The sequence below is a fragment of the Mycoplana sp. BE70 genome (genome assembly GCF_031455855.1).
In the GTDB taxonomy this organism is placed as follows: Bacteria; Pseudomonadota; Alphaproteobacteria; order Rhizobiales; family Rhizobiaceae; genus Mycoplana.
The window spans coordinates 433,807-451,452 of sequence record NZ_JAVDTM010000003.1; the positions used below are offsets into that span (position 1 = coordinate 433,807).

Consider the following 17,646-nt stretch of genomic DNA (forward strand, 5'->3'; position numbering starts at 1 on the left):
CATTGCTGAAATTCGATGATGTCGAGCTCTACTACGATCACGTCTACGCCCTCAAAGGCGTATCGCTCGAGGTGCGTGAGGGTGAGACCGTCGCTCTCATCGGCGCCAATGGCGCAGGCAAAACGTCGATCCTGCGCGCCGTCACCGGCCTCAGGAAGATACGCTCCGGTCAGATCCACTATCGGGGGAACCGCATCGATGGCGTCGCTCCGGACGAGATCGTCCGCATGGGCATCTCGATGGTGCCGGAGGGGCGTCGGGTCTTCCCCTTCATGACCGTGCGCGACAACCTGCTGATGGGCGCCTTCAGCCGCACGGACAAGGGCGAAATCCGGCAGAGCATCGAGATGGTGCTGACGCGCTTTCCGCGTCTCAAGGAGCGCTATTCACAGCAGGCGGGAACCATGAGCGGCGGCGAGCAGCAGATGCTCGTCATCGGCAGGGCATTGATGGCGCGGCCGCGCCTTCTGCTGCTCGATGAACCATCGCTCGGGATCGCGCCGAAGCTGGTGCAGGACATCGCCCGCTCCATCGTCGCGATCAGTCGGGATGAAAAGGTGAGCGTCCTCCTTGTCGAGCAGAATTCACGCATGGCGCTTAGAATCTCCCAGCGCGCCTATGCGTTGACGACCGGCAAGGTCGCGCTCAGCGGCAATTCCTCTGAACTTTTGACCGACGAACGCGTCAGGCATCTTTATCTCGGTGGTGAATATTAGGCGGATCAACGTGCGTATACTCGTCATCAACCCGAACACGACAACTTCGATGACCGACAAGATCGGCAGGGCGGCACAGGCGGCAGCATCGCCGGCGACGCAGATCGTTGCCGTCAATCCCAAGGACGGTCCTCCCAGCATCGAAGGCTATTTCGACGAGGCCTTCGTCGTCCCGGGCATCATCGCCGAAATGGCCAGGGCCGGCGCGGTGGACGCCTATGTCATCGCCTGTTTCGACGACACCGGCCTCGACGCGGCCCGTTGCGCCGCGGAGGCTCCGGTGATCGGCATCGGCGAAGCCGCGTTTCATCTCGCCACGCTGATCGCCGGCAAATTCAGCGTTGTCACGACGCTGGCGCGATCGGTCCCGGCCATCGAGCACAATCTGTCGAAATACGGCCTCGCCTCCCGTTGTGCAAAAGTCCGTGCTTCCGATGTCGCTGTCCTCGACCTCGAATCGCCGGGCTCCGACGCACGCCGCAAGGTCTCCGCAGAGATCGCCCGCGCAGTCCGCGAAGACGGCGCCGAGGCGATCGTGCTCGGTTGCGCCGGCATGGCAGATCTTGCGCATGCCCTCTCGCTCGAACATGGGGTGCCGGTGCTCGATGGCGTTGCCTGCGCGGTAAAACTCGCGGAAGCGACTGCGGCGCTGGGGCTCAGGACGTCAAAGAAAGGCGGCTACGCCTTTCCGCTCGCAAAGCGATTTGCCGGACACTATGCGCCCTGGTCCCCAGGAGGAGGTTGAGGAATGGCGCAATGCCCGCAGCGGGCGTTGGGTCCGGTGACGCCGGTTCGCCCGTCGCGGCGAGTGGCGGAGCAGTTGAGCGAAGAATGGCCCCGGGAAGGATACATGGCGCAAACAAGGCATGGGCAGCGGCAGCTCGCCGGAAGCGACAAAGATGGTGACGACACTCAGGCCTGACAACGATCGCGAGAAACCGGGGGCGCGCTGGTCACCGATCTATCACGGCCTGCGCGATGCCATTGTCAGCCACCGCCTCGCTCCAGGCACGAAGCTGCCCGAGGACGAACTTGCCGCGATCTATTCGGTCAGTCGAACGGTCATCCGCAGCGCCCTACAGGCGCTCTCGCATGACTGGCTTGTCCGACTGGAGCCGAACCGCGGCGCCTTCGTCGCCCAGCCCTCCCCCAAGGAGGCGTGCGAGGTCTTTGACGCCCGCGCACTGATAGAACCGAAGGTGGCCGCGCTGGCTGCCTGCGTCGCCAGACACGAGGATGTGCGTCTGTTGCGCAGCCACCTGGAAAAGGAAGAAGAGGCGCTGCATGCCGGACGGGACAGCGACGCCATCATGCTGTCCGCCAAGTTCCACGTGGCGATCGCCGAGATCGCCGGTCAGGCGGTCCTGACCGGCTTCGTCCGGGACCTGGTCTCCCACTCCTCACTGATCATTGCCCTTTACTGGCGGCGGCGCGACACCACCTGCGAAAGCCACGCCCATCATGCGCTCGTCGACGCCATCGAGGCCGGCGAAGCGGAGACGGCGGCGCGGTTGATGGAGGAGCACCTGCTCGACCTGCTCTCCGGCCTCGACCTCGACCGCGTCGATCGGAAGCCGGGAAAGCTCGCCGAAATCCTGCGCTGACATCGTCGGCATCCGACCATCAGCCGGCGGGGTGTTCCCCACGGTCCGCCGAATAGCCTCTGGTGATAATCGCTCTCACGACCTGACACCAGTCGGAGGCATGCTCGTTGATCTCCTTCGCTCTTAGCCTCGGCCAGCCACCGAGGCTTCTCTTTGCGAGCTTGCGGTGGCAGCTTGTAACGGCGCAAATCGGCTGGTCCGATGTTTGTCGGTCGTGCTCCTGCACCGCTGGTCGGGCAGCGCATCGGGTGCGCCGCCCGCAGAACCTGGCTCCGAGCTCAGAATTCTGGGCGCCGTACAGCTTCATCCGATCGTCGCGAGACAGAACCGCGCGCATCGTTCGAACACACGAAGACAGCACTCGCTCAGATCCATATCCTTCAAGATATGATGCTCGGGAAGTGAAACTACTGCATGTTTCGTCAAATCGTAGCCGATCTGAGGATAAAAACATGCAGCAATTCAAAGCGCTACAGCGACCTTTGCGCGTCTTATAAGACGCGCGGCGCTGTAGGGGTCCAACTGGAAAAGAGTCATGGAAACTGAAGCCGCATAAGTAAAGGTGCCGCTGTGTTTTCAAAGTGCCGGCACCACCCTGGCGCTAATTGGTACGGCTCTTGGGAACAGGGAGGATGAGATGAAGGCTGTCATTCAATGCGGGGGGAAAGGTACGAGATTGCGGCCCTTCACGTCGGTCCTTCCAAAGCCTCTTATGCCGATCGGGTCGAGACCGGTCCTGGAACTGCTTTTGAAGTGGCTCAGGCGAAACGGGGTGCAGGATGTCTACATTACCACCGGCTACCTCGGACATCTCCTCCGCAGCTTCTGCGGTGACGGCACCCAATGGAACATGAGGATCCTGTACACGCAGGAAATTGAGCCGCTGGGAACGATAGGCCCGCTTTCCCTTCTCCGGGACGATCTCACCGAGCCATTTCTAGTGCTGAACGGCGACATATTGACCGACTTGAGCCTGAACCAGTTCGTTGGCTTTCATCACAAGCACTGCGGACCACTGACCATCGCGACCACGGTTCGTTCGCTCAAGATGGATTTCGGCGTTATCGACGAGCAGGAAGGATCCGTAAAGAGATTCCGCGAAAAGCCGACGCTGGCGCACCTCGTGAGCATGGGCCTCTATTGCATGAATCCTACCGTTTTCGAGTTCATCCCGACCGGCGTTCCATTCGGATTCGATGATTTAATCCTACAGATGCTTGAGAGCGGCGAGGACGTGCATGTCTTTCGGCACGAGGGCCTCTGGCTGGATATCGGGCGCGTCGAGGATTTCCAGAGCGCTCAGGACATCGCCTGGGATGAACTGTCGGCCTCGATCGAAGCGGTATCCGCGGCCTGACGCGTACCGGCGCGCCAGCCGGATCTGCGGGAATACCCTCCCGTCTTCACAGAGCCAAAGGAAGTGTCTCCATGCTGCTGGTCTCTGCGCCCATTGTAGGAGCTGAGGAAAAGGCTGTCCTTTCCGAGGTCATCGACAGCGAATGGCTGACGATGGGAGATCGCGTGCGCGCCTTTGAGGAGGCGTTTGCCACGATGCATGGAGCTGAGGACGCCGTCGCCGTTAGCTCCTGCACTGCGGCACTGCACCTGATCTTGCAGGCACTTGGAGTGACGTGCGGGGATGAAGTGCTCGTGCCGAGCCTCACCTTCGTCGCCACTGCCAATGCCGTTCGCTATGTTGGTGCCGATCCCGTCTTTGTCGATATCGAGTCGATGGATGTGCCACTCATCTCCTTGGCCGAGGCAGAGGCGCGGTGCACCCCGCGGACGAAAGCCGTCATCCTGGTGCATTTCGCCGGATATCTACCCGACCGCGAGGCATGGCGTGCATTCGCTCGGCGCAGAGGGCTGCTGCTCATCGAGGACGCAGCGCATGCGCCCGGGCTGAAGGAAGCCGGCACGTTCGGCGATGCAGCTGCATTCAGCTTCTATGGCAACAAGAACATGACGACGGCCGAAGGCGGTGCCGTCCTGACCCGGGATGGTGCTGTGCGCGAGGCAATCCGGCAGGCGCGCGCTCATGGAATGACCAGCACCACCCATCAGCGGCTGAATAGCCGGACGCCGCATTACGACGTCACCATGCTGGGCTTCAACTATCGCATGGATGAGTTACGCGCCGCCATCGGCCTGGTGCAACTGAAGCAACTCCAGAACTGGAACGGCATCAGGCTGGGATTGACCTTGATCTATCGCCGCCTGATGGCGCTGGACTGCCCTTCGGTCCAAATCCCGTTCTCCGGAAGCAGTCTGTCCGCGTGTCATATCATGCCGGTTCTGCTGCCGTCCTTCGTGAACCGGCAGGACGTGATCGATCACCTTCGAGCCAATGGGATTCAGACCACCATCCACTACCCCCCAGTGCACCTCCTGTCGCTCTACCGGCAGCTCTACCCGAACCTTCACCTGCCGCAAACCGAAGCCTTCGCCGAACGCGAGTTGACGCTCCCCCTGCATCCTCGGATCAGCACATCCATGCTGGAGATGATCGTCGCACGTCTCGCAGAGGTGGTTCACAGCAGGGCCAATACCGGAGCCGTGGCATGATAATGCAGCCAATCGCGTTGCAGAGGCAGCAAGCACCAGCCGCCAGCCTGCTCGTACAGCGGACGTTCGACATCCTGATCGCGGGAGTCGCCATGGTGCTCCTGGCTCCTCTGTTGGCTCTGGTCGCGGTCGCGCTCCTGCTGGAAGGCGGGCCCCCGATCCTCTTCGCCCAGATACGAGTCGGCGTCGGGGGGCAACCATTCCGGATGTATAAGTTCCGCAAGTTCCGCCCAGACTGCGGTACGGATGGCTGCCCGCTCACGTTGGACGGTGACTGTCGCCTCACGAGAATTGGACAGTTCCTCGCCAGGACAAAAATCGACGAACTGCCGCAATTGTGGAACGTGCTACGCGGCGAGATGTCCATCGTTGGGCCGCGCCCGGAGAGCTTGGACTTCGTTAATTGCTTTTGCGAAGAGTTCGAGGAAGTCCTGCGGTACAGGCCGGGGCTGATCGGCCCGAGCCAGGTAGCATTCCGCAACGAACGGCAGTTCTATCCGCGAGACAAGGATCCGACGCAGTTTTATCGCGACGTCCTGTTTCCGGCCAAGGCAAGGCTAGACCTTGCCTATTTCTCACACCGCACCGTCGCTTCCGACATTGCTTGGATGATCCGGGGGGCGTTGGCCGTCCTCGGCTGGGTCCCGCCGATTGGCACCGCACTGGCAGAGCGCGAGCGTCGCTAGCCCGATTGGGACCGTCGCACGTGATGCGAAACGCCGCAGGGGAGTAGTTGAATGCGATATGACAAGACCAGAGTGCTCGTAACCGGAGCGGATGGGTTCATTGGATCGCATCTGACCGAAGAGCTCGTCCGGCATGGGAGCGAGGTTACGGCCCTTGCCCTTTACAACTCCTTCGACAGTTATGGCTGGCTCGACGACCTGCCCGAAACCATAAAGGAGAAGGTCAATCTCGTTCGCGGCGACGTGCGCGATACCAACTTCATTAGCAGCATCGTGCGGGATCACCAGTTGGTATTTCATCTCGCTGCCCTCATCGCAGTTCCATATTCCTATGCAGCTGCCCAATCTTATGTAGAGACAAATATCCTCGGCACGCTCAACATCCTTGAGGCCGCCCGGCAGTCGGGGACGGAGCGCGTGGTCGTTACCTCTACCAGCGAGGTCTATGGAACGGCGATCACGATGCCGATCGGTGAATCGCATCCTTTGAAGGCACAATCTCCCTATTCGGCATCGAAAATCGGTGCGGATGCGATGGCGGAAGCATTCGCCCGTTCGTTCGGGCTTCCCGTTGTTATCCTGCGACCGTTCAACACGTTCGGGCCTCGTCAGAGCGAGCGGGCCATCATTCCAACAATTGTTCGGCAGGCGCTCGACCCATCCTGCTCGGCCATATTCGTGGGCGATACGACACCGATCCGCGATCTCACCTTTGTAGGAGACACGGTTGCTGCGTTTCTTGCGGCAGGAAGCGCAGTCGGGATTGAATTCGGCAGCCCCTACAATGCCGGCAGCCAACGGGCGACGAACGTAGCCGACATTATCGAGCTCGTCCTCGATGTGACGAAATGCAACAAGCCCATCCGCAGGGATGAAAGCCGCTTACGGCCGGTAAATTCCGAAGTTCGAGCTTTGCTGGCCGACTCCTCTCGTTTCGAGCGCGAAACTGGCTGGCAACCCGTCACCTCTCTTCGAGAAGGTCTCGATCGGACCATCTCATGGTGGCGCCACCGCCTTGAGCAAGGTCGGGTGCGTCAGGAGAAGGGATATATCACGTGACCGCGCCGCGCGGCAGGTTCACGACGACCCTGTGGCCACGCTTGTCCGGTCCGGCCGATGCTCGGCCTGCAAGCGGCGGCCGCCGTGCCGCTGCGGGAAGCTCTCGCGTCGCTGGCACTTGACGGCACGTCGCGTCGCCTGAGCCTCCTCGGCGCTCCGCGGAATAGGATTTCGAATGTATCGCACTCGCCATCCACAGCAGACACGGGAAGCTCCCGTGAAGCGCAAGGCGGTCGTAGGCCCCATGGCTTGCGTCATGGGCGATATGAATGTGGTTCGGCCCCTCGGACTGGCCGGCATTTCCTGCGCGGTTGTCGCGCCGCCCGGCAATCCGACCACCTATTCGCGGTTCGTCCGAGCGGTCCTACCCTGGCAGAGCTTTTCAAAGAATCTCGACGCGTTGGCGGACATGTTGCTGCGCTTCGGTACGGCACAGCAAGAGCCCCCCGTCCTTTTCTTTGAAGAGGATTCCCACCTCCTGTTCATGTCACGATATCGCGAGAGACTGGGGCAGGCCTTCCGCTTCATCCTGCCCGAAGTGGCGTTGGTGGAGGATCTCGTCGACAAGGCCCGTTTTCAATTTTTGGCAGAACGGCTGAGCCTTCCCGTTCCGGCATCGCGAAGAATCCGGCCATGCGCGGACTCAGTACCGGTTTCCATTGATCTGCGCTTTCCGGTCGTCATCAAGCCACTCAGGCGCCGGTCACCTTGGGAATTCATCGCGAGCGGCGGCAAGGCAATCGAAGTCGCCACAGAAGAGGCATTCCGAGAATTGTGGCCCCGTTTGGCCAGCAACGAAATGGATCTCCTGGTCCAAGAGATGATTCCGGGGCCGGAAAGCTGCATCGAAAGTTATCATGTCTATGTTGATCATCGGGGCGAAATTGCCGGCGAGTTTACCGGCCGAAAAATACGAACTTACCCGCCGTCATGTGGTCACAGCACCGCCCTGGAGACTACGGATGCGGCGGATGTGGCATCGCTCGGCCACGCACTGGTTGAGAAGCTGAACCTGCACGGCGTCGCTAAATTCGATTTCAAACGAGACCCGGATGGTGCGCTTCACCTCCTGGAAGTCAACCCGCGCTTTAATCTTTGGCATGTCCTAGGCGCACGTGCAGGCGTCAACATACCAGCGCTGGTCTACGCAGATCTAACCGGTCAATCCCGGCCGCCCCCAGCGAAAGCCCGCCCGGGCATCCGATGGTGCACTCTCCCTTCCGATTGGTTTGCTGCTCGCGCCATCGGGTTGCCCTTGCGGTCGTGGTTGCCCTGGGTGATCCGCTGCGAGGTGACTTCGCATCTGAGTTGGGATGATCCGGTACTGCTGCAAACGGCATGGCATTGGGGCATGTCTAGCGTTGGCGAAAGGCTTTCCCGCCTCATGCAGCCCGCACACCGGGGGGAAGCATGAGATTGGCGATAATCTCCGATGTTCACTCCAATCTCGAGGCACTCCGGGCGACTCTCGACGACATCTCTACGCAAGGAGCGGACCATATCGTATGCCTTGGCGATATCGTCGGCTACAACACGAATCCGGCAGAGTGCATAGCACTGCTACAGGAATGCGGAGCCATATGCGTAGCCGGAAATCACGACAGGGCTGTCTGTGGACAGCTCGTCACCGATGATTTCGGTTTTGTCGGCGCCCGCGCGATCTTCTGGACACGCCGGCGGCTCGGCCGGGAAGCGCTATCATTTCTGGCCGGGCTGCCCCTCAAGGCTGAGATTGACGACGCGGTGATCGCAGTTCATGGCGCGCTGCACCCAGAGAAAGACTGCGATACCGTTCGGCTGGACAATGACGAACAGCGCCGAGCGAGCTTCGAGGCACTCATGAACCACCCCTCGGGCATCCGGATCTGCGCCTTCGGACACACGCATCACCTTGGCGTCTTCGAATGGCAGGGGTCCTCGCCGCGACAACTTCTTGGCAACGAGATCAAGGTCACGGAGGATGCCTATTACCATATCAACCCGGGTTCAGTCGGAGAATCGCGGACCTCCGATCCACGCGCCACCTACCTCGTTCTCGATACCGCACGCCAGGCCATCAAGGTGAGGCGCGTGGAATATGACTGGTCTGTTTCAATGGCAAAGAAACGGCGGGCGGGCCTGCTACCCCCGTTAGCCACCCTCCCCAAGCCGCTCAAGGCAGTACTGAGACGATATCTCGTCGCTCTCGGCCTCTATGACGCCGTAAAGCGAAAGTGGGAGGTAAGCGGGTGATGACAGGTTACGCGACGATGAAGCTGTTGGCTGGTGGGGCTGCTCGTGTTTCCGGCGAGAAGACATGACGAGCGGACACGGCGGAACCACATGCCGCTTTCATCGGAGGCAATCGGTGGCAGAGTAAGCGAGAACGCACATGTGTGGACTATTTGGCTGGTTCGGCGAGAGACCTCGCGGCGGTGACGAACAGGTCGAGGTTCTATCCAGGCTGCTTCAGCATCGCGGGCCGGATGACGCGGGCTACGAGAGCGGGGCGGGTTGGGGGCTAGGCTTCCGCCGCCTGAGCATCCTCGACCTGAGCCTGCTTGGCCGCCAGCCAATGGCGTCGCCTGATGGTCGCTATTGGCTGATCTTCAACGGCGAAATTTACAATTACATCGAACTGCGGCAGACGTTGGAGCGCGAGGGAGAACAGTTCCAAAGCGGCTCGGATACTGAAGTTCTGGTTCGTCTACTTGCGCTGAAGGGTGCGCGGGCACTGTACCGCCTGAATGGCATGTTTGCATTCGCCTTCGTGGATACCCACGAGCGGACCTTCATCATTGCAAGAGACCGTCTGGGGGTGAAGCCGCTGTACTACCACCTGCGGCAAGGAAGTTTGCGCTTCGCCTCGGAGTTGAAGGCGCTGCTCGCATGGTCTGACGCCCCGCGTGAGGTGGACCCTGCCGCAGTTGCCGAGTACCTGGCCCTAAACTATCTCTCCACCGACCGATGCATCTTCAAGGGCTATCAGAAGCTTCCGCCCGCACACTATCTGGCAGGACGCCTGGACGAGCCGCACCGCGCCCGATTGGGCCAATATTGGCAGGTGTCTGATGAGGCTGACACAGAAACAGATACGCTTTCGTCGGCGCAACTGGACGACTTGTTGGCCCTGCTGACCGACGCCACGCGCATTCGCATGCGAAGTGACGTTCCCGTTGGCATCTTTCTGTCCGGCGGCATCGATAGCGGGCTGGTGGCCGCGCTGGCGGGCGAGGCCGCAGAGGGAAGGCGCCCGCTCGCGCTCACCGTCGGCTTTTCCGAGCGTGATCACGACGAGAGCGACCTTGCCCGCGCCACTGCCGAGCGTGCCGGGTTGGAGCACCGCCTCATCGTGCAACGGCCGGCCAGCCTCTCCGATATAGACCGCCTCGCCTGGTTCTACGATGAGCCGTTCGGCGATGCATCTGCGCTGCCTACCTTTGCACTGTGCGAGGCGGCGGCAGAGCACGCGACGGTCTTTCTGTCGGGGGATGGCGGCGACGAGGCGTTTGGCGGCTACCGCCGTTACGTGGAGGCGCAGCGGTATCGTTGGCTCGCAACGTTACCCGCCCCGATAGGTTGGGCGATGCGCGGGCTGTCGCAAGCGTTGCCGACACTTTCATCGCACCGTTACCGCTTGCTGAAATGTGGGCTGCGGGATGGGGGCTACGCTGCCGCCTTTGATGGTGTGCCAACCGATCCGGCACTGCAATTCGCCTTCGGCCCCACTGTGCGCGACCATTTCGCGGGGGCAGGCGCACCGCTCTGGGACCGGTGGAGCGCCACGCGCGGGCAAGCGATTCAAGCGCGCCAACAGGCACTGGATTACGCGCTGTACCTGCCGGACGACATCCTTGTGAAGATGGACCGGGCCTCGATGGCGCACTCTATCGAGGTGCGTTCGCCTTTCCTGGACTACCGCGTCGTCGAGTGGGCCGCGAGGTTACCCCGTGCGGCACTCCTCAACACCCGTGAGGGCAAACTCCCCCTGCGAAAGCTGGCGGAGCGGCTGTTGCCGACGCAGGTGCAACGCGGCAGCAAGCGCGGCTTTGGTGTTCCGCTTCGCGCCTGGTTCCAGCAGCCGAGTGGGCAAACGTTCCTCCGCGAACGGCTGCTTTCCCCGGAGGCGAAGGCGCGCGGCTTCTGGGATGTGACGTGCGTGGAACGCATCATCGCGGCCCACATCTCGGCGGGTGGGCGAGACTTCGGGCCGCTGTTGTGGCGGCTTCTCTTTCTGGATGCGTGGTCACGCACCTATCTGGACAGCGATGCATTCCTACAAGCCGCCCTCTGCAAGGGAAGCCACGCCACGGCTGCATGAAACAAACGGATCAATGAAGGACGAGTGTCATCCCTGACGGTGGTCGAACTTGCCAGCAGTTCGGAAGCTTCAGCGAAAGGAGGGGCTTCCGCTCCGGGGGCCGTCGGCGCGAACTTCAGATACTTATTGAATAGCAGGTGTGCCGTGTGATGGCCGAGGAACGAGCGATACCGTGTAACGGTACTTGCCTGAGGCCAGCTTCGGAATGGCGTCGACGAACTCGAAGGTCACCTGGCATGCTGATCCCATAACACGCTGCAGCGAACTACGGATCTCGTCCAAAGCACCCTCCGGCGGCGGCGCTGCCGTGACCATCTTAACCAGGATCACATCGTAGTCTTGCTGGATGATCTGAGTCTTCCTCAGCCAATTGGATTTATGCACGACACCAAGGAAATGGACGAAAAAGTATCCGGGGATGGTCGAGCCGTCTTCGCGCACGAAGGCATCCATCATGCGTCCGGTGACTGTCGCCAACTTTTCAACGGAGGGTGTTGGGGTCGAAACCGCGGCTGCGACCACCGCGCGGTCGCCGATCCGGTAGCGGATGATCGGCATGGCGTAGTTGGTCAGGCACGTGACCAGCACGTCGCCTTCTTCGTTCGGCCCGCATGGCTCGCCTGCCTCATCCACGACCTCGACGAAATGGGTATAGGTGAAGACCTCCAGCCCTGCTCCGGCCTCGTGCTCGCCGGCGAAGCTGCCGACCTCGCGCGAGCCGTAACGATTTAATATCGGGCAGTTGAAGGCGCGCATGACCTCTTCACGAATGAAGGGATAGAGAGTACCGGCGCTCGTGACGATGCTCCTGACGGGCGGAAGCCTGATACGCTCGGCATTGATGTAGCGCGCAAGCTCATAGATGCTTTCCGCATAGGCTTCGATGATGACCGGACGCACACGCTGAATTACTTTTACGTAGTTCTGCATGTGTTGTCTGCTTAGATAGAAGGAGTTGAGAAACGTTCGGTTCCGTATGAAGTTGCTGAGTTTGTTGCGCCATCCTTCGGTACCGAACAGTACGTCGCGGTCCGACCCCCAAAGCTTGACGAACGGCTCCCCGGCGAGCTTTCCCGCCCAGGAATAGTGCATCTCGATCGTTGCCTGCCCGATGTCATCGTAGTGGCGGTCCTGCAGCAGCGTCACCGGCTCCCCGCTGCTTCCGCCCGAACTGTTCTTATACCAGGCCCTCGAAGGGAGATCATCGCTCTTCAGCAACTCGAATTTCGCGCGCAACATGTCTCTGGTAAGCTCCGGCACGTGCCGAAAGCGGTCGAGGTCCACGTGGTCGCCGTGCACCACGCCAGTCGCTGTCAGCACATCGCGGTAATGCGGTACGTTGCGGGCAGCGTGCCGCAACAGCTGCGAAAGCCGCTCCAGCTGCGCCTCTCGCTGCCTTGCGACCGGCCAGCTATGGAATTCGCCTAGGAATGAGCCATGGCGGGGGATCGGATTATGGGAGATCCGTGAGTCGTAGACCGTCAGGATCGGTGCACGCCAGTTAAGCATGTGATCTCCGATCCAGGACGCTCCACAGCAGATCACGATCCGAACGGCTCAAGCTCAAGGTATAGGCACCTATACTGTACACGACAGCTACTGCGGCCGCCATTGCGCCGAGGGTCAGCCAATCCGCCGGCCACCAAAGCTGTGAAATGACCCTGCCGGCGCAGCCGATAGCCAACGTGCCGAGTGCCCCGGCTGTCAAGGGCGCGTAGAACGACCACCAGGGGAGACGCAACAGGACCGCGCAGTAGCTGGACAAGAACAGGCAATTCTTGACCGTCCACACGATGGCCGCGGCCGCCGCGATCCCGGCTACTCCCCATCCGCTCCAGCGTGCAAGCACTATCGCCAAGCCGATGTTCGCGAAGCCGAGCGCGAGTGTGAGCAATCCTTGCACTTTGACCTTGTTGTACGCCGTCACTACGTACAAAAGTGGCCTGATGGCCAGGTTGACGGCCAAATGGCCAACGAGAAGGATCAGCAGCACGTCCAGTTGAGCAAACTCGGGACCCAGCCACAGATGCAGCAAAGGCCCGGCAAATCCGCACAGCAGGCCAACCGGCAGGGCTAGCGCAACCCCAAGAAGCTTGACGGAATGACAAGCAATCCGTCGCATTCCCTCGATGTCGTCGACGGCGTAGCGCGCCATTATTGCCGGACTTAGCACAGCGGCGACGGCCTCGGTGAGCGTATGTATCATCGCAGGGAAGAGCAGCACGGCGCCGTATCGTCCGGTCATCTCGGCGCCGAACATGGCGTTCACGATCAGGAGGTCCACCTGCATCAGCAGGAGTGCGCCGGTCTGGTTGACTGCCGACCAGCCGCCCAAATTCGCAAGTGCCCGAAAGCGATGACTGTCGATGCTGCGGTAATCGAGATGCAACTCCGGCGTCAAGCGTCTCCAGACGACGACGTCACCCGCAAGCCCGATCATGGCGGAGACGATGAAAGCCGCTGCGACTTGCCAGAGGGTTGCCGGCCAGACCATGAAACAAAGCGCTATGATGCCAACCCGGGTCAGCATCATCAGCGCGTTCACGATATTTCGCAGGTCGAAGCGATGTCGGATCACGCTTGCAACACCGAAATTGCTGCTCAGAATTGTCACGATGAACGCAGCGCAGACGCTTGCAAACAGAAACTGGGTCGCCGGCTCCAGCCCGGCGGGAACATTGAACAGCGCCGGAAGGAAATAGGTCAGAATGACTACCGGGACCAACAGGGCGCTACAAGCAACTATCGAAAGCACCAGGGCTGTGTTGAAAGTTCGGTTGGCGCTGGCGCTGTCGTCTTGATTGAGGTCTATCGCCAGAAAACGGTTAATCGAAACGTTCAGGCTGGTTCCGACCAACGCTCCATACATGACGAGGGAGTTTGCTAGCGCAATCATCCCGTACGCCGCCACGCCGAGATGACTTACCAGAAACGGAACATACCACAGCATGAGAGCTGTGTTCATAACGACATAGCCTGCATTGGAAGCCACATTGCTGACGAAGCGAACTTTCGCGACGTCAGTCATAGACTTACCGGTGATGCCTGCATTCAACATGGCATTCCCATCCTGCTGCCTCGTTTAGACCAGCGCAGTGGGTCAACGGAAGCAGTCCACCGGTGGCAGGTCAACGCTCCTCAATGTCGCACTACTTTCCGTCTGCGGGCCTCATGCAAACGAATGAAGACGCCCGACACCGGGCTCCTTAGGCTTTAATTCTCGGCTTGCTGCAACTGACGAGGCAGGATCTGAATCATGCATCCCAAGCGGGGATCATGCCATCAACATCGCCGAAGTTGTCTCGCACTGTCGAAATAGAGGTCGCCAACTATGGAACGTGTTAGGCCACCAAGCGGGAGATATTCTCGATTAGACGGTCCGGCGCCTTCGGATTCGCGACGTGCTCCTGCATCTCAGTTCTCCGAACTCGTCGACATTATAAGACGGCACAAGGTCTTAATCGGCGCCATGGCAGGGCTCGGTACTTTTGTGACCGTCATTGCCGCGTTGGCAGTCCCGCCCTCGTACACAGCGACGGCTCAGATCGTTATCGACCCTGGTCCGCCGGACGCGAACTCAACACATTCGACCATTTTCGAGACCGTCGATCCGACCGTGATTGATACGGCGATCGCTATTCTAACTTCCGAAGATCATTTCCGTTCGGTGCGCGCCAGCCTGTACGATTACCCCGGCTTTCAGTCGAAAACGCGAGAAGAGACGTCGGCATTAAGGAAGTCCATCGAGGAACTACGAGCCTGGCTTCGTGCGTTCGTTGGTTCCATCAAAAGCATTCTTCCTATGTCGGATGATCCGGTAGCTAAAAGTGGTGACGCACGGCCAGGTATTCCCAGCGTGGGGGAACTCAGAGCGGGCTTAACGGTCAACCAAGAGCGCCGCTCCCGCATCATCTCCGTGAGCTATACCGGCAAAAGTCCCGAAAAGGCCGCCATCATCGCAAACCAGTTCGTAGACCTCCACATCGAAGAACTGCGCGACCAGAACCGGCAGGAGTCCGAACGTTTGGTGGCCCGGCTGGACCAGCGCCTTGCGGAGGTCAAGGCCGAGGCTCAGGAAGCGGAAGAGAGGGTGCAATCTTTCCGCATCGTTCATGGAACGACCAATGTCGAGTCTGATGCGGAACTTATCGCCCAAACGAGGCGGCAGCTTGCACGCGCGAGGTCCGAAATAGCGGCAAGAGAAGCTGCCATCGATACGCCTCGTAGTGCCGAAGCCATAAAGGAAGAGAGGGCCAAGGTTCGCGATGCGTTGACTCCAGACCTAGGTGCTACGGGCGACTTAAAAAATGAGCGTCTGCAGGCGCCGCTCAACAACGAGACTGAAATTATTCGCTCACAAGCGTCGATGCTTGAGCAATATCTGAAATCACTGCAGAGCGGCGCCGCCGACCGTCTCGATTCTGAAACCGAGCTTCGCTTTCTCGAGCGCCAAGCCGCTTCCGCTGCGGAACATTACAGCGGTCTCCTCCGGCATAAGCAGGAGATAGCCGAGGCGCAGGACAATGCGGCGGTTGCGGCGCATATCCTCGCAACGGCGCGAGCGCCGGCCCGCCCCAGCTCAATCAACCCGATCCTCTTCATACCAGCCGGACTGATCGCCTTCTCGGCATTTGGAGTGGCCATCGCATTCTTTCTTGAGAGCATGGATCGCACTCTGCGGAGTGAACGTGACATAATCGACGTCCTCGGCGTCTCCTGCATCGGCCTTCTCCCGAATATTCCGTCTACTTACTGGTCACACCGAAAAGCCCGTTACTTGTTCGATGGAGGTTCATCAGCTTACGGCCAGGCAATCTACTCGATCGCAGCCGCAGCGCTCCAGCCTGCTGGTCCGAGTGTTGAGCCGATGATCATCCTCGTGACATCCAGTGTGCCCGGCGAAGGCAAGACCACGCTGGCCACGGGCCTCGCTGCCTGCGCGGTGCGTCTTGGACGTCGCGTTCTTCTAGTCGACCGCGACCTCAAAGATCCCGGGAGCACAGCGGAATTGGAAATGGTAGCGGGCGAGAATGCATGCCCGCTCGCTCAGAGCCTGACGAGCGTTGGGTCGATTGGCCGGAGCTCAGATCTGGAATGCGACTATCTTCCGGTGCGCCGGACAGCTGCCGAGCAGCCTTCGCTTGTTGCGGCTCAGAAAGTCTCGGAAATCTGTCAACGGCTGCGCGGGAGCTACGATTGCGTCATCATTGATGGCCCGCCGGCCTTCGCAACGGAAGCCCGCCTCCTTTCCACGGTAGCCGACAAAGTGATCTTTGCGGTGCGCTGGGGCAGCACACGGCGCGAGGTCGCCGGCAATGCCCTCCAGCAGTTGCAGCACTCCAATCGGTTCGAGAGCCTGGCCAATGTTCATGCTGTGTTGACGCGCGTCCATCTGAGAAAGCATGCACGGTATCGGCTCGGGGATGTGGGTGAGTTCCTCCACAAGCACCGAAGACATTATTCGCGTTCCGGCCTGTGGAGTTAACCCTAACTCATGGGGCACTGGTCGGAGCGGATGATCAGCACCGAATTCGTTGCAACCTAGAGCAGGAGCCTAAACGTTGCGGTGGTGCTTTGTTTCTCCTGGATATAGATCGTTTCAGGTCCTCGCCGGCGATTCCCGCTCATCAGGTGGCGCTGAAGCACAGATAGCTTATCTTGCGGCGGCTCTTGCGGGTCTTGGACACGAAGTAGGACTTCTATACGGCAACGGGCAGACGCAGTCTTTCAACAAAATCTCGGGGGTCACCTGCATCGAAGCTGTACCGGCGTGGCGATTTCCTGGGAGTCTCCCGGTATTCTGGCGTGCCATGGACATGTTGCGCCCGAACGTGCTCTATGCGCGCCTTCCAATGGATTTTCTTTGGCTAATGGGCCTTTTTGCCCGGCGCCGCCGGGATACATGCTTCATATATGCACTGGCCCATGACCTTCATTGCACGCCCTGGACCGCCTACGGCCACAAAAAATGGTTCCACGCGCCGCTATTCAGCCTTGGTTTGCGAAGCACGGACCTGATCGCGGTTCAGCACGCTCAGCAAGTGGCGCTCCTCAATCCGCGGCTGCGAAAGCGCTCGGTACACGTGCCGAATCTGGTGCGTTCGGTCTGCGATCTTCCCCGCGCCTACGACACGACCACCATAGATGCGATCTGGATCGCGAAGATCCGCAACAGCAAACAACTCCACCTCTACTTGGATTTGGCGGCAGCGCTGCCCAGCCTGCGCTTCGCATTGATCGGCGGATTCGATCCCACAGTGAGCAGCACGCGCCAGGCAGCGCTCGAGCAGCGGATGTCCAAACTAGAAAACTTGACTTTCTACGGCCCGCAGCGCGACGACAAGGTCATGGCTCTGCTTGCGGAAAGCAAAGTGCTGGTAAATACCTCCCGCGCCGAAGGATTTCCTAACACTATGCTTGAGGCCTGGAGCGTAGGGGTTCCGGTTGTATCGCTATCGGTGGATCCGGGAGGAGTGATCGAGCAGGAGGGCTTGGGCTTCGTCAGCCGAACCGTGTCTCAACTGGTCCATGATGTCGATGCGCTCACGCGAACGAAGGCGCTCAATCAGCGGTGCGGAAAAGTCGCGCTTTCCTATGTTCGTCGGCGGCATAGCCTCGAGGCGGTATGCCGGGCTCTAGACGAGGCTCTTCCCGGAGTACGAATGGGCGTGGCGCCCACGATACCGTCCATGGATCGCGGCTGATCCAGATTCAAA

14 protein-coding genes are annotated in these 17,646 nt (G+C 60.3%); 12 read left to right on the forward strand and 2 right to left on the reverse strand.

Features of this window, described 5'->3' with window-relative positions:
- The first annotated feature begins 2 nt into the window (after positions 1-2).
- The 10 genes from J2Y48_RS08265 to asnB all read left to right on the forward strand — a co-directional run bounded on the left by J2Y48_RS08265 (position 3) and on the right by asnB (position 10,930).
- Complete coding sequence (locus J2Y48_RS08265; RefSeq protein ID WP_405030182.1) at positions 3-716, forward strand: ABC transporter ATP-binding protein; 714 nt, start codon at positions 3-5, stop codon at positions 714-716.
- Positions 717-726: 10 nt separating this feature from the next.
- Positions 727-1,461 (forward strand): aspartate/glutamate racemase family protein, encoded by a 735-nt coding sequence (locus J2Y48_RS08270; protein ID WP_310415557.1) that lies wholly within the window; start codon positions 727-729, stop codon positions 1,459-1,461.
- Between the two features lie 154 nt (positions 1,462-1,615).
- Positions 1,616-2,320 carry a GntR family transcriptional regulator gene (locus J2Y48_RS08275; RefSeq protein ID WP_310415560.1) on the forward strand — a complete coding sequence of 235 codons (705 nt, stop codon included), beginning with the start codon at positions 1,616-1,618 and terminating at the stop codon, positions 2,318-2,320.
- Between the two features lie 637 nt (positions 2,321-2,957).
- Positions 2,958-3,677 carry an NDP-sugar synthase gene (locus J2Y48_RS08280; protein ID WP_310415749.1) on the forward strand — a complete coding sequence of 240 codons (720 nt, stop codon included), beginning with the start codon at positions 2,958-2,960 and terminating at the stop codon, positions 3,675-3,677.
- A 71-nt stretch (positions 3,678-3,748) separates the two neighbouring features.
- The gene (locus tag J2Y48_RS08285) at positions 3,749-4,885 is read left to right on the forward strand and encodes a DegT/DnrJ/EryC1/StrS aminotransferase family protein (protein WP_310415563.1); all 1,137 of its coding nucleotides are present in this window, start codon (positions 3,749-3,751) and stop codon (positions 4,883-4,885) included.
- Positions 4,882-5,571, forward strand: coding sequence for a sugar transferase (locus J2Y48_RS08290; RefSeq protein WP_310415566.1), 690 nt, complete (start codon positions 4,882-4,884; stop codon positions 5,569-5,571). The genes J2Y48_RS08285 and J2Y48_RS08290 overlap by 4 nt, the downstream gene beginning before the upstream one ends.
- A gap of 51 nt (positions 5,572-5,622) precedes the next feature.
- Positions 5,623-6,630, forward strand: coding sequence for an SDR family NAD(P)-dependent oxidoreductase (locus tag J2Y48_RS08295; protein ID WP_310415569.1), 1,008 nt, complete (start codon positions 5,623-5,625; stop codon positions 6,628-6,630).
- Positions 6,631-6,847: 217 nt separating this feature from the next.
- Positions 6,848-8,044 (forward strand): ATP-grasp domain-containing protein, encoded by a 1,197-nt coding sequence (locus J2Y48_RS08300; RefSeq protein ID WP_310415573.1) that lies wholly within the window; start codon positions 6,848-6,850, stop codon positions 8,042-8,044.
- Positions 8,041-8,862 (forward strand): metallophosphoesterase family protein, encoded by an 822-nt coding sequence (locus tag J2Y48_RS08305; RefSeq protein WP_310415576.1) that lies wholly within the window; start codon positions 8,041-8,043, stop codon positions 8,860-8,862. Before J2Y48_RS08300 ends, J2Y48_RS08305 begins: the two co-directional genes overlap by 4 nt.
- Before the next feature lie 139 nt (positions 8,863-9,001).
- The gene (gene asnB, locus J2Y48_RS08310; RefSeq protein ID WP_310415579.1) at positions 9,002-10,930 is read left to right on the forward strand and encodes an asparagine synthase (glutamine-hydrolyzing); all 1,929 of its coding nucleotides are present in this window, start codon (positions 9,002-9,004) and stop codon (positions 10,928-10,930) included.
- Between the two features lie 123 nt (positions 10,931-11,053).
- Here asnB and J2Y48_RS08315 read toward each other — a convergent pair whose 3' ends face one another.
- The gene (locus tag J2Y48_RS08315; RefSeq protein ID WP_310415582.1) at positions 11,054-12,439 is read right to left on the reverse strand and encodes a hypothetical protein; all 1,386 of its coding nucleotides are present in this window, start codon (positions 12,437-12,439) and stop codon (positions 11,054-11,056) included.
- Positions 12,432-13,988 (reverse strand): lipopolysaccharide biosynthesis protein, encoded by a 1,557-nt coding sequence (locus J2Y48_RS08320; protein WP_310415585.1) that lies wholly within the window; start codon positions 13,986-13,988, stop codon positions 12,432-12,434. Before J2Y48_RS08320 ends, J2Y48_RS08315 begins: the two co-directional genes overlap by 8 nt.
- Before the next feature lie 273 nt (positions 13,989-14,261).
- Here J2Y48_RS08320 and J2Y48_RS08325 point away from each other — a divergent pair, with 273 nt between their 5' ends.
- Together J2Y48_RS08325 and J2Y48_RS08330 are read left to right on the forward strand one after the other, a co-directional pair.
- Positions 14,262-16,415, forward strand: coding sequence for an AAA family ATPase (locus J2Y48_RS08325; protein ID WP_310415588.1), 2,154 nt, complete (start codon positions 14,262-14,264; stop codon positions 16,413-16,415).
- Between the two features lie 76 nt (positions 16,416-16,491).
- Positions 16,492-17,634, forward strand: coding sequence for a glycosyltransferase family 4 protein (locus tag J2Y48_RS08330; protein WP_310415591.1), 1,143 nt, complete (start codon positions 16,492-16,494; stop codon positions 17,632-17,634).
- Positions 17,635-17,646 lie beyond the last annotated feature (12 nt).